Source organism: Nocardioides plantarum (assembly GCF_006346395.1).
Classification (GTDB): domain Bacteria; phylum Actinomycetota; class Actinomycetes; order Propionibacteriales; family Nocardioidaceae; genus Nocardioides; species Nocardioides plantarum.
The window spans coordinates 56757-69333 of sequence record NZ_VDMS01000006.1 but is presented as its reverse complement, the minus strand read 5'-3'; the positions used below and the strand labels follow the sequence as shown (position 1 = coordinate 69333).

Genomic DNA, 12577 nt, shown 5'->3' with positions numbered 1-12577 from the left:
AAGGACCTGACGCCCGAGTCCCAACCTCAGACGGGGTCGACGAGCACAGGCTCCCTGGAGATCGCTCGCTCGCGCTGCCACGCGCGCCACGCGACCCGGGCGACCACGCCGATCCAGCCCACGATCAGTGCCAGGTCGAGCCACACCGGTAGGTCGGCGACGGTTCCCAGCACGGCGGCGGCGTTGACCAGGATGATCAGGCCTCCGACCATCGCGCCCATCGGCGCGTGGGGCAGGCGGCCGGCCAGCCGGGCGGCGTACGGCGCCACGGCGACCCCGCCCAGGACCAGGCCGAGGACCGGGAGCCAGGGGATGTCCTGGTGGGTGGTGCCGGTGATCAGGAAGCCGAGGGAGACCGAGACGGCCACGGCGAACTCGGCGGCGTTGGTGGTGCCGACGATCTTGCGTGGCTCGTGCCGGGTGACGGTCATCAGGCTGGGGGTCACGACCGGGCCCCACCCGCCGCCTCCGGTCGCGTCGACGAAGCCCCCGAGCAGTCCGATCGGCGCGAGCCAGCGGGCTGTGTTCCCCGACCGGGGCACCGGGATGATCCGCAGCCCGAAGCCGAAGCGGACCAGGATGACCACACCGAAGAACAGCAGCAGGCCCGCCATCGTGCCCTTCGCCGCGGCCAGGCTGATCCAGGTCAGCACCATCGCGCCGAGGAAGCCGCCGACCGCCCCGGGAACGGCCACCCGCAGGAACACGGCGCGGTCGACGTTGCCCGCGCGCCAGTGGGACAGGCCCGAGACCAGTGTGGTGGGGAGCTTGGCGGCATGCGTGGCGGCGCTGGCGGTGGCGGGAGCGATGCCGAGGGCGAGCAGCACGGTCGCCGACGTGACGCCGAAGCCCATGCCGAGGGTGCCGTCGACGAGCTGTGCCAGACCGCCGGCGAGGGCGAAGGCCGCGATGAGCCACATGGACGTGTCCTGGGAACGGGAGCGAGTGGGTTAAGTCACCAGAATAGTCGACTAAGACGGCTTTGAGTCCTGGTGACCACACGGCGGATCAGGCGTGGACAGCCTGTCCCAGGACGCCGTGCGCTCGGTGTCGGAGAGCTCGTCGGCGAAGGCCGCGGCGGTCAGCGGGCCGCCGTACCGTCGGAGGTGGTGGTCGGGTCGGGGTCTCCCGCAGGCTCGGCCTTGCTGCCGAAGAGCTTCTCCGCGACGTAGAGCACCCCGCCGATGGCGAGCAGCGCGGCACACCACAGCAGCGCCTTCGGGTCGTCGTCGATCGTGTAGTAGAGGATCGCGAGGTTGCCCACCAGCCCCAGGACGAGCAGGGGGGTGTTGGCCCGGAACGCGCGGTCGTGCTCGTCGCGGCCGCGCAGCTTGAGGCACGTCACGATCACCAGCGCGTAGATCGCGAGCAGGAGGACCACCGTCACCAGGGCGAGACGCTCGACCAGGTCGAGCTTGCCTCCGGCCTCCAGGACCACGGTCCCGGCGACGAGCAGGGCGCCCACCACGAGGCCGCCGAAGAGCAGTCCGACCCACGGGCTGCGCCGGGTCGGGTGGATCTTGGCGAAGACCGCGGGGACGACGTCCTCGTTGGCCATGCCGTAGAGGATGCGCGGCTGGGTGACCATCGTGACCAGCGCGGTGTTGGTGATCGCGACGAGCGCGATCACGGTGAAGATGGTGGTCATCAGGTCGGTCGAGAACGGCAGGATGCCCTCCTTGACGACCTCGAGCAGCGCCACGTCGGACCCCGCGAGCCGATCGGTGGGCACCGTCAGCGCCGCCGCCATGGAGACCAGCACGTAGACGATGCCCGCCACGACCATGCCTCCGACGAGCGAGCGCGGGAAGGCCTTGCACGGGTCGATCGTCTCCTCGGCCACGTTGGCGGTGTTCTCGAAGCCGGTCATGGCGAAGAAGGAGAGCGAGACGCCGGCCAGGACGGCGAGCGCCGGGCTGCCGGCGACGCTGATGTCGGTGAGCGTCGCGAAGTCGGCGTCACCTCTCGCGACGTGCACGACCGCGATGACGATCACGATGATCAGGCCGCTGAGCTCGACGAAGGTCATCAGCATGTTGGCGACCACCGACTCGGTGATGCCGATGTAGTTGACCAGCACCAGGAGGGCGACGAAGACGAGCGACACCAGCAGCGCGGGCGGTGCGCCCCACAGCTGACCGAAGTACGACGAGAAGCCGGCGGCCAGCGAGCCGGTGGCCGCGAAGCTGGCCGCGAGGAACGAGACGGTGACCAGGAAGGTGATCGCCCGGTTGCCGAACGCCTTCTGCACGTAGAGCGAGGACCCGGCGGCCTGGGGGTACTTCGTCACCAGCTCGGCGTACGCCGATCCGGTGATCGCGGCGACCGCGATCCCGGCGGCGAACGCCAGCCAGAACGCCCCGCCCACCGCAGCGGCGACCAGGCCGATGAGGACGTAGATCCCCGAGCCCAGCACGTCGCCCAGGGTGTAGAAGAAGAGCTGCCCGCCGGTGATGGAGCGCTTGAGCCCACCCTCGTCGGTGGTGTCGTCGTCAACGGTCAGAGTGCTGTCAGCCACGGCCGTACCTCGAATCCGGGGAAGGGGGTGGTGAACGACCCCACCGTGTCGGGGCGGCGTTTGTCAACGAGTCCCGCTCGGCCGCGAGACGAGGGCCTCGGTAGCGTCCGGGGGTGGCCGGTCCCCGTCGAACCAGTGCCGGTCGGCGCAGCACGTCGCGCCGTTCCGGGTCGCGGACGACGCCGCGGGCGTTGCCGGTCGCCGGGCCGGGGGAGCGGCTGTGGGTGCTCGACGTCCCCTACGGCACGCAGGTCGAGGGCGCCACCTGGCACCCGGCGGTCCGGACCCACCTGTACGTCGGGCGCGCGCTGCCGGCCCACCTCGCGCCGTACGCCCCGGGGCCGCACACGCTCGGCCGGTTCGTCGAGAACACCCTCAACCCCGACGACCCGACGCCCGCGCCCGAGGCGACCGACGCACTCGAGCCGCGCCGGATCCAGTTCGAGGCGGCAGACGCGATCGCGGAGCGCGCCGCGGCGGGCGGCCGGCAGTTCCTGCTGGCCGACGAGCCCGGCGTGGGCAAGACGATCGCCGCGGTGCTCGGTGCGACGGCGGTCGGCGACCTGCGGGGTGCGCGGCGGGTGCTCGTCGTGGCCGACCGGCCGGCCGCGATCACCATCGGCCACTGGTGCCGCACGATCACGGCGCTGGGCGACGGCGGCCTGGAGTGGGTGGTCATCACGTGGGACCGGCTCGAGAAGGTCACGGGCCACGAGTGGGACGTGATCATCGCCGACGAGGCCCACGCGCTGCGTCGTACGACGACCAAGCGGTGGAAGCACTGGGTCAAGGTCTCGGGGCACGGGCGGGCCCACGACAAGGCGCCGTTCGTCATCGCGACGACCGCGACGCCAGGACACACGCCGCTCGAGCTGCCCTACCTCGCTCCCGCCTTCGCGCAGGCGCTCGGCGAGCCCGTGCGGGAGTGGACCTCCGCGACGCAGCCGGGGGCGACCTTCTCCACCGCACTCGAACGACACGGTGTCGGCGTGGAGCCGGGCCGTAACGGTGCGACCTGGACCACCGACCCGGCGCGCCGCGCCGCCGACCTCCAGCTGGTGCGGGGCTGGCTGGCCGACCAGCGGCCGCCGGCCATGCTGCACCGCGCCGCACCGTGGGGGCCGGTGCCGATCTCCGGCATGCCGGTGGCGCTGACGCCGGCCGAGCGGACGGCGTACGAGGCGGAGTGGGGCGCGTTCTGTCGGGAGATGGACATCGCCCGTCGCGGCCGCAGTACGGCGAAGGGGCGGGCCGCGCTGCTGCGCTTCCGGCAGAAGGCCGGGCTGATCCGGGTCGACGCGACGGTCGCGTGGATCGCCCAGCAGGTCGAGGCCGAGCGCCAGGTGGCGTGCTCGGTCGAGTTCGTCTCGACCGCCGCCGACCCCATCGCCGATCGGCTGCGCGACTCCGGCATCGAGGTGGCCACGATCTACGGCCGCGACCGGTTCGACGCCGAGGCCGAGCGGCTCAGGTTCCAGACAGGGCAGGCGAAAGTCTGTGTCTTCACCACGGTCGCCTCGATCAGCCTGCACGCCGGCGAGACCCTCGCCGAGGGTCGTCGGGCGAGCAGCGAGCCGCGGGTGGGTGTCTTCCACCAGGCCCGCTTCTCGGGCATCGCCGCCCGGCAGGTGACCGGACGCACCCACCGCGACCACCAGGTCTCGCCGTGGCACATCGCGTACGCCGAGGGCACGGTCGAGGAGCAGGTCGGCAAGGTGATGGTGGAGCGGATCGCCGCCGCCTCCGACACGGTGGGAAGCGACACCACCGGCCTGGCCGACCTCGCCCAGCTCCTCGGGGCCGACTGGCTGCCGCCGACGACGCTGACCGAGGACCCCGCCTGACCGGTGCGGCCACGAGCCGCCCACGGGCCGCCCACGAGGGCTCGGGGTGAGGTGAGTCGACCTACCACCCCAAGGGGTGACAGGTCAAATCACGCTCATGTCTGCCCGGGCGGCGGGTACGGAGTCGCGAAGTCCCCCCACACACTCCCCCCACACACTCCCCCCTCACCACCCTTGGAGAAGTTGTGCGTGCTCCCGCCTTCCATCCGTCGCCACGCTCCCTCGTGGCCGTCCTGACCTCCCTGGCGACCGTCTCGGCCGTCATGGCGGTGGGGCCGCCCGCCTCGGCCGCGCCAGCGGATCCCGGTCCGTACGCCGCGGCCGCCCACGGCGACATCGTCTCCCTCGACGCGCGTCTGCTCGGCGGTCAGCTGACCGGCGTCGCGATCGGTCACGGCCAGACGGCCGTCGACACCGCCACGTCTCCCGACGTGACGTCGACCAGCAGCAACGTCGACGTCGCGGTCGGCGGCACCAGCCTGCCGGCCGACCGGCTCGAGGCGACGGCCCCGCCGTCGAGCGACCCGCCGTCCCGCACGCTGCTCCCGGTGCCGCTCGCCCCGGTCGCCAGCCTCGACGCCATCGTGGGCGACGTCGCCGCGGCGTACGCCGACGACGCCTCGTGCCTGCCGTCCGCCGGCGGCCAGCGCCTCCTGGGCTCGGCCCGGACCCGGCTCGCCGGCCTCAGCGTGCTGGGCGTCCCTGGCATCGCCACCACGGCCCGGGTTGCCGCGTCGACCACGACCAGCACCACCAGGCTCGTCGACGTGGTCGGCGGTCCGCGCGACCGTCTGGTCTCCGAGACCCGCACCGAGGTCGGCGACGTGTCGCTGCTCGGTGGCGAGGCGGTCGTCGAGGTCGCCAGTCCCGCGGTCCTGACGGCGACGGCGGGCGGCGCCACCGGCACCACCGACTACTCCGCGCCGCGGGTCACGGTCCGGCTCGAGGACGGCCGTCGTCTCGACGTACCGAGGGACGGAGCCGCGCTCGAGGTGCCGATCGACCTCGGCGCCCTGACCGTCGACCTGACCGTCCGGACACCTCAGCCCGACGCCACGGTGACGGCCACCTCGGCCTCCGCCACGCTCGACTCGGTGATCGCGATCGACCTCGAGGTGACCGCGGCGATCGGCACCACCCTGGTCGACCTCGACCTCGGGGTCGGCTCCATGTCGACGTCCGCCACGGCGCCGGTGGGCGGCGTCGCGTGCGAGCAGGACACCGTCGTCGACACCGACGGTGACGGCCTGGGCGACCTCGCCGAGGGTCCTCTCGGCACCGACCCCGAGGACGCGGACACCGACGACGACGGCCTGAGCGACGGCGTCGAGGTCAACACCACCAAGACCGACCCGCTCGACGCCGACACCGACGACGGTGGGGTCAACGACGGGGCCGAGGTCGCAGCGGGCACCGACCCGCTCGTGGGCTCCGACGACCTGTCCTCGTCGCCGGACCCCGACGGTGACGGTCTCGACGCCGGCCAGGAGGCTGCGGCCGGTACCGACCCGGCCGATGCGGACTCCGACGACGACGGCCTGAGCGACGGCGTCGAGGTCAACACCACCAAGACCGACCCGCTCGACGCCGACACCGACAATGGCGGGGTCAAGGACGGAGCGGAAGTCGCAGCGGGCACCGACCCGCTCGTGGGCTCGGACGACGTGCCGGTGACCGACCCCGACGGTGACGGTCTCGACGCCGCGCAGGAGGCTGCGGCAGGCACCGACCCGGCCGATGCGGACTCCGACGACGACGGCCTGACCGACGGTGCGGAGGTCAACACCACCAAGACCGACCCGCTCGACGCCGACACCGACGACGGCGGCGTCAAGGACGGGGCCGAGGTCGCGGCGGGCACCGACCCGCTCGTGGGCTCCGACGACGTCCCGGTGACCGACCCCGACGGTGACGGTCTCGACGCCGGCCAGGAGGCTGCGGCGGGTACCGACCCGGCTGATGCGGACTCCGACGACGACGGCCTGACCGACGGCGTCGAGGTCAACACCACCAAGACCGACCCGCTCGACCCCGACACCGACGACGGCGGGGTCAGCGACGGCGTCGAGGTCTCGCTGGGGACCGACCCGCTCGACGGGTCCGACGACTCCGCCACCAGTGACTCCGACGGCGACGGACTCACCGACGAGGACGAGGACGAGGTCGGGTCCGACCCGCTCGACGTCGACACCGACGACGACAGCCTGACCGACGGCGACGAGGTCACCGGGTCGATCGTCTACAGCGGCTGCAGCTCCTCGCCCGTCAAGGTCGACACCGACGCCGACGGCATCGGCGACGGGACGGAGACCACCGGGTTCGTCGTGAGGCAGAAGGTCACGTCGTCCCGGGGCGTCCGGATGATCGGACTCGTCCGGACCAACGCCTGTGCCAAGGACACCGACAAGGACGACCTCACCGACCGCCAGGAGCTCAACGGGTTCGCGATCAACCAGGCGGTGCGGACCCCCACGGGCACGTTCCGGATCGGCACGCGCCGGACCGACCCGGTCCGCCGCGACACCGACGGGGACACGCTGCTCGACCGTCAGGAGGTCACCGGCAGCGCCAACACCAAGCACGGGCGCAAGAAGTCGGACCCCGCCGACCACGACACCGACAACGGACGGGTCGCGGACGGGACCGAGGTGCGCGTCGGAGGCGACCCGCTGCTGGGCACCGACGACAACGACATCGACCGGGACGGGCTGAGCAACACCCGGGAGGCCTCGCTGCACACCAACCCGCGCGACGCCGACACCGACAACGACGGCTTGCAGGACGGGCGCGAGGTGAACGGCTCGACCGGCTACTCGGGCTGCCGTACGTCGCCACGGCGGGCCGACACCGACGCCGACGGCCTCGCTGACGGCACCGAGATCCGTGGGGTCACGCTGACGCAGAAGGTCGTGCGAGGGGGCAGCTCCAGGGCGATCGGCCTGGTCAAGCCCAGCCCGTGCGCGAAGGACACCGACCGCGACGGGCTGACCGACACGAAGGAGGTCCGCGGGTCCACCCTCAACCAGCGGGTCGTGATCAAGGACGGCTCGTTCGTCATCGGCAAGCGTCGGTCCAACCCGGTCAGGAAGGACAGCGACGGCGACGGCCTGAACGACCGCCAGGAGGTCACCGGCAGCGCCAACACCCGCCACGGCCGGCACCGCACCGACCCCGTCGACTCCGACACCGACAACGGCACGGTCAACGACGGCACCGAGGTGCGCAAGGGGTCCGACCCGACCGACGTGCGCTCGGGGTAGGACGTCCGGGGCACGCCCGAGGCGGGGCCGGTGCGCCTCTGCTCGACACTCCTGGTGACGAGCAGGGCAGCGCCGGCCCCGCCTCGGTGTGCGGTGGCACCGTGCGCCCTCGGCCGTCCGCCGCGACGGGCTACTTGCGGGCCGGGCCGCCCCACGGTGCGCCGATCCCGTACGCCTCGTCCATGGCGCGCTGGTCGCGGTGGTAGGTGACCAGCCGCTCGGCCTTCATCTGACCGCCGCCGGTGTGGGTGAGCATGGCGACCGCACAGATCCGCAGCGGCTGGCTCTCGTCGAGCCGGACCTCGATCTCGGGGCCGCCCTGCTGGGTCACGCGGACGACGCCGTCGGCCTGCGACCAGTTGGCGACCCCCTCGTAGATCATCGCGTAGATGAGGATCCGGTCGAACTTGGCGGAGTGCTTCTCGTTGATCCGCATGGTCTCGCCCCCGGTGGCAGCGCCGCTGCGGTCGTCGCGGTCGAGCAGGATCCACGGCTCCTGGTCGTAGCTGCCGAACTTGTTGCCGAGCGCCTGGATACCGCTGATCTGGCCCGACGCGAGCACGTAGAGGCAAGCGAGGTCGAGGTCGATCCCCTGGCTCTTCGGTTGCAGGAAGCCGCGCTTCTGGCCCTTCTGCCCCTGCGGTGCCGCCTGGTTCCAGTCGAGGTTGACCACGAAGGCGCCGCCGCCACCCTTGGTGAGGTTGACCGACTCGCCGCGCTTGGTGAGCGTGATCTTGGTCAGTGACGGGGGTCTGCTCGCGGGCGGCGGTGGGGGGGTGGGTGTCGAGGCCGCCGGCGGCGGGGGCGGTGGAGGCGGTGTCGAGGCAGCGGGTGGCGGGGGCGGCGGCGGTGGTGGGGCCACGTCGCCCACCGAGATGCCGAAGTCGGTGGCGATCCCGGCCAGCCCGTCGGCGTACCCCTGGCCGACCGCGCGCACCTTCCACGCGCCCTGGCGCCGGTAGACCTCGACGCACAGCAGGGCGGTCTCGGTGGTGAGGCCGTCGGGGACGAACGTGGCGACCGCCGAGCCGCCGACCGAGACCGTCAGCGTCAGTGAGCCGAGCTGCGCGAAGGTCGCCGGACCGCTGCCGTCGAGACTCGCGGTCACCACGACGCGCTCGATGTCGGGCGGCACCTGGGCGGGGTCGACGTCGACCCCGTCCGCGCGGTGGCGCACGCCGCCAGCGGACGGCTGGTTGTAGAACACGAAGTCGTCGTCGCTGCGGACCTTGCCGGCCGCGGTGAGCAGCAACGCGGACACGTCGACCGACGCGCCCGCCTGCACGTGCACGGCGACCGGACCCGGCGGCAGCGCGAGGTTCTGGCCCTTGCCCAACGTCTGCGACATGCGCCGAGCCTACGGGCGCACCGTCGTCGGGACGGTGCGGCATACTTCGACCGTGCCGGTCTCGTGAGGGACCGGTCTCGCGGACGTGGTGTAACTGCAGCACGCTTCCCTTCCAGGGAAGGGGTCGAGGTTCGAATCCTCGCGTCCGCTCCATACGACGTGGCCACGGCGACGCGATCCGGAGGTGGCCGAGCCGGCGTCCGGGCGCCGTGCTGGACTTGGCTCCGTGACCGCGCGACCCGCCGCCCCCGACCTCACGGTCCTCGACGACCCCGTCGGCGAGGCGCTGCGCGGCCCGCACGCCCACCTGGCCCGTCGGCACGGCGGGGCCCTGGCCTACGCGCCGCAGGTCGCGTCGTTCGCCGCCGTACCGGCCACGCCGACGGCGGCCGACTGGGACGACCTCGGCCACCTCTACGGCGCCGGCAGCTTCGCCGAGGTGTTCACCGCGACGCAGACCCCGCCGCCGTCCTGGGTGTGCGAGCTCGACCTGGCGGGGTTCCAGATGGTCGCCACGCCCGCGACGCCGGTGGCTCCCACGGTCGGCACCGATCCCGACGTCGTCCTGCTCGGTCCGGCCGACGTCCCGGAGATGCTCGCCCTGGCGGCGCGCACCAGGCCCGGTCCGTTCTTCGCCAGGACCATCGAGATGGGCACCTACGTCGGCGTCCGCGACGGCGGCGCGCTCGTGGCCATGGCGGGGGAGCGGACGCACCCGCCCGGGGCGACCGAGATCAGCGCCGTGTGCACGGCTCCCGAGGCCCGCGGCCGCGGCCTGGCCTCCCGGCTCGTCCTCGACGTGGCCACCCGGATCTGCGCACGCGGCGAGCACCCGTTCCTGCACGTGGTGGACGGCAACCCGGCGATGCGCGTCTACGAGCAGCTCGGGTTCGAGGTACGCCGCCCGGTGCGGTTCCGGGGGTTCCGCGTCCCCGGATAGGTGGCGGCTCCGCAGCTGCGCGTACGGCGCCCGCCTGCGACCGGACCTGCCAGTTCCCCTACGAGCGAGCCACGCGTGAGTCGTCCTCGTCGGTGCCCCACGCGGCCACCGCGTCGTACGACGCAGCATCGAGCTCGACCAGGGTCCGGCCGAGCACGGCGTGTCCGGTCAGCGAGGCGAGCAGGTCGAGCCCGAGGGCCTCGTCGAGCGAGACGTCGCCCAGCTTGACCAGCACCTCCTTGCGCACCCAGAGACGGGCGAACGCGCGGACCCGGTCGTCCTGCGCGGCCACCCACGCCTGCTCGGCGGGCGGGAACAGGTCGAGCGGGAGGGGGCCGGCGCGCAGTACGGCGAGCGACTCGACGTCGATCGCGCACGGCACGTCGGCGACCACGGCCGCGACCAGCCCGGCGCTGCGCGCCCAGCCGACGTGGGCGCCGCCGCCGACCACCTGCGGCCGGCCGTGCTGGCCGCCGCACTCGGCGCAGGTCTGGGTGAGCCGCACCTCGGCACGGCCGGTGTGGGTGGCCACCAGGCGCTCGGCCAGGGGGCGGGCAGCGGCGGGGTCACCCGGTTGAACCACCGTCGTCACCTCGAGCACGACCCCATGGTGCCCGGCGTCAGAGCAGGAAGTGGAAGAGCGCGCTGCCGGACTCGACCGGCTCGACGCTGACCGGGCTGAGCTCGAGCCGCTCGCGGAGCCCGGCGAGGTCGTCACGGTCGACCAGCTCGATGCCGATCAGGGCCGGGCCCAGCTCGCGGTTGTTGCGCTTGACGTACTCGAACAGGGTGATGTCGTCGTCGGGTCCGAGGACCTCGTCGAGGAAGCGGCGCAGGGCACCGGGCTCCTGCGGGAAGCTGACCAGGAAGTAGTGCTTGAGGCCGCGGTGGACCAGCGAGCGCTCGAGGATCTCGCCGTAGCGGCTGACGTCGTTGTTGCCGCCGGAGACGACGCACACCACCGTCGATCCCGGCGGCAGCCCGAGGGTGTCCAGGGCGGCGGTGGCCAGGGCACCGGCGGGCTCGGCGATGATCCCGTCGCTCTGGTAGAGGTCGAGGATCTCGGTGCACAGCCGGCCCTCGTCGACCGTGACGACCTCGATCGCGTGGTCGCGGACCGGGCCGAAGGTGTGGACGCCGGCGCGACGCACCGCGGCCCCGTCGACGAACGAGTCGACGGTCGGCAGGTCGACGGGCTCGCCGGCCACGAGCGCCGCGGCCATGCAGGCGGCGCCGGCGGGCTCGACGCCGACGATCCGGGTCGGGTGGTCCCGCTCGCGGAGCCAGGTCGTCGTACCGGCGAGCAGACCGCCACCGCCGACCGGCACCAGCAGGGCGTCGGGGGCACCGCCCAGCTGGTCGACGACCTCGAGCGCGACGGTGCCCTGACCGCAGATGGTGCGGGGGTCGTCGAACGCCGGTACGAGGGTCGCGCCGGTGCGGGCGCTGTCGGCGTACGCCGCCTGGCTGGCCTCCTCGTAGGTGTCACCGGCGATGACGACCTCGACGCTGCCCTCGCCGAGGGTGGCGATCCGGTCGCGCTTCTGACGCGGGGTGGTCGTCGGCACGTAGATGCGACCGCGGGTCCGCAGGCGGCTGCTCGCCAGCGCGACGCCCTGTCCGTGGTTGCCGGCGCTGGAGCACACGACCCCCCGGGTCAGGGTGTCGGCATCGAGCTGGGCCATGAAGTTGTAGGCGCCGCGGATCTTGTAGGACCGGACCGGCTGCAGGTCCTCGCGCTTGAGCCAGACCTCGAGCCCGGTCAGCGTCGAGAGCCGCGCGCTGCGCTCGAGCGGGGTCCGCGTCGCGACCCCGGTGAGGCGTCGTGCCGCCTCCTCGACGGCCGTCGCCGACAGCGGAGTGGCGCCGGGGGCGTCGTGGTCCGTCACGCGTCGAAACTATCCGGGTCGCCCGGGGCGTCCGGAGGGGCCCGGGTCCGACGTGGAGCGGCGAGGACAACCGGGACCCGTGGCCGGGCGTCCTCCTTCGGTGACCACGACCGCGACCCCCCACGACCACCGGTGGTTCTCCCGTCACCGACGGACCGCCCTGCTCGGCACGCTCGCCGCCCTCGCGCTGACCGCGAGCGGATGCGCGAGCGAGCCCGGCGGAGGCGACGCCACGCCGGCCGCGCGACCCACCTCCGCTCCCGCCGCGTCGGCTGCCACTCCCAGCGAGCACGCAGCCGCCGTCCGGACGCCCGCGGCGAGCAGGTGGCGCCAGAGTGGCGAGGGATCGGGCGGGTCGGACCTCGTGCTCGTCGACGTGCGCGTGGGCGAGCACGAGAGGTTCGACCGGATCGTGCTGGAGTTCAGCGGCGCCGGGGCGCCGGGCTGGACCACCAGGTACGTCGACCACGGGGTCCAGGAGGGCAGCGGTGATGTCGTCGACCTCGACGGCGACGCCGTCCTGGAGGTCTTCGCCTCGGGCACGACCTGGCCGGCACCCGACTACTACGGCGGGCCGGGACGGATCCGGACGTCGGGCCACGACGGCCAGGTCGACGAGGTCTACGTCGGCGGCACGTTCGAGGGCTACACGCAGGTGCTCGCCGGGACTCGGGGCCGGGTGCCGGTCCGGGTCCTCACCCTCACGGGGCCTCCGCGCCTGGTCGTCGACGTCATGGACGAGGACGCCTGACCGTGCCCGGGACGACGGACGAGGGAC

General features: G+C 73.2%; 9 protein-coding genes and 1 tRNA gene. 5 read left to right on the top strand and 5 right to left on the bottom strand.

Annotated features, from left to right (window positions below; translation table 11 throughout):
- Window positions 1–26 precede the first annotated feature (26 nt).
- A complete protein-coding gene (locus FJQ56_RS21565; protein WP_140011721.1) occupies window positions 27–920 on the bottom strand; it encodes a sulfite exporter TauE/SafE family protein in 894 nt (297 codons plus the stop codon).
- Window positions 921–1081: 161 nt separating this feature from the next.
- A complete protein-coding gene (locus FJQ56_RS21560; RefSeq protein WP_211351340.1) occupies window positions 1082–2518 on the bottom strand; it encodes an APC family permease in 1437 nt (478 codons plus the stop codon).
- Window positions 2519–2631: 113 nt separating this feature from the next.
- Here FJQ56_RS21560 and FJQ56_RS21555 point away from each other — a divergent pair, with 113 nt between their 5' ends.
- Window positions 2632–4362 (top strand): DEAD/DEAH box helicase, encoded by a 1731-nt coding sequence (locus FJQ56_RS21555; RefSeq protein ID WP_140011720.1) that lies wholly within the window; start codon window positions 2632–2634, stop codon window positions 4360–4362.
- Between the two features lie 224 nt (window positions 4363–4586).
- A complete protein-coding gene (locus FJQ56_RS21550; protein WP_140011719.1) occupies window positions 4587–7622 on the top strand; it encodes a hypothetical protein in 3036 nt (1011 codons plus the stop codon).
- 130 nt (window positions 7623–7752) lie between these two features.
- Here the strand turns inward: FJQ56_RS21550 and FJQ56_RS21545 are convergent, their stop codons facing one another.
- Window positions 7753–8970, bottom strand: coding sequence for a TerD family protein (locus tag FJQ56_RS21545; protein WP_140011718.1), 1218 nt, complete (start codon window positions 8968–8970; stop codon window positions 7753–7755).
- A 79-nt stretch (window positions 8971–9049) separates the two neighbouring features.
- On the opposite strand from FJQ56_RS21545, the gene FJQ56_RS21540 reads away from it, so the two are divergent.
- Together FJQ56_RS21540 and FJQ56_RS21535 are read left to right on the top strand one after the other, a co-directional pair.
- A tRNA-Gly gene (locus tag FJQ56_RS21540) sits at window positions 9050–9123 on the top strand.
- A 73-nt stretch (window positions 9124–9196) separates the two neighbouring features.
- A complete protein-coding gene (locus FJQ56_RS21535) occupies window positions 9197–9910 on the top strand; it encodes a GNAT family N-acetyltransferase (protein ID WP_140011717.1) in 714 nt (237 codons plus the stop codon).
- Window positions 9911–9968: 58 nt separating this feature from the next.
- Here FJQ56_RS21535 and FJQ56_RS21530 read toward each other — a convergent pair whose 3' ends face one another.
- Both FJQ56_RS21530 and ilvA read right to left on the bottom strand, forming a co-directional pair.
- Window positions 9969–10511, bottom strand: a complete 543-nt coding sequence (locus FJQ56_RS21530) for a 4'-phosphopantetheinyl transferase family protein (protein WP_170215497.1) — start codon at window positions 10509–10511, stop codon at window positions 9969–9971.
- 19 nt (window positions 10512–10530) lie between these two features.
- Window positions 10531–11799 carry a threonine ammonia-lyase IlvA gene (gene ilvA, locus FJQ56_RS21525; protein WP_211351338.1) on the bottom strand — a complete coding sequence of 423 codons (1269 nt, stop codon included), beginning with the start codon at window positions 11797–11799 and terminating at the stop codon, window positions 10531–10533.
- A 100-nt stretch (window positions 11800–11899) separates the two neighbouring features.
- Between ilvA and FJQ56_RS21520 the strand changes: the two genes are divergently transcribed.
- On the top strand, window positions 11900–12550 hold the full coding sequence (locus tag FJQ56_RS21520) for an AMIN-like domain-containing (lipo)protein (RefSeq protein WP_140011715.1): 651 nt from the start codon (window positions 11900–11902) through the stop codon (window positions 12548–12550).
- Window positions 12551–12577: the final 27 nt, after the last annotated feature.

Excerpts from the sequence above, each read along its gene's own strand:
- FJQ56_RS21565 (WP_140011721.1), bottom strand. The coding sequence starts at position 920 with ATGTGGCTCATCGCGGCCTTCGCCCTCGCCGGCGGTCTGGCACAGCTC.
- FJQ56_RS21545 (WP_140011718.1), bottom strand. The coding sequence starts at position 8,970 with ATGTCGCAGACGTTGGGCAAGGGCCAGAACCTCGCGCTGCCGCCGGGT.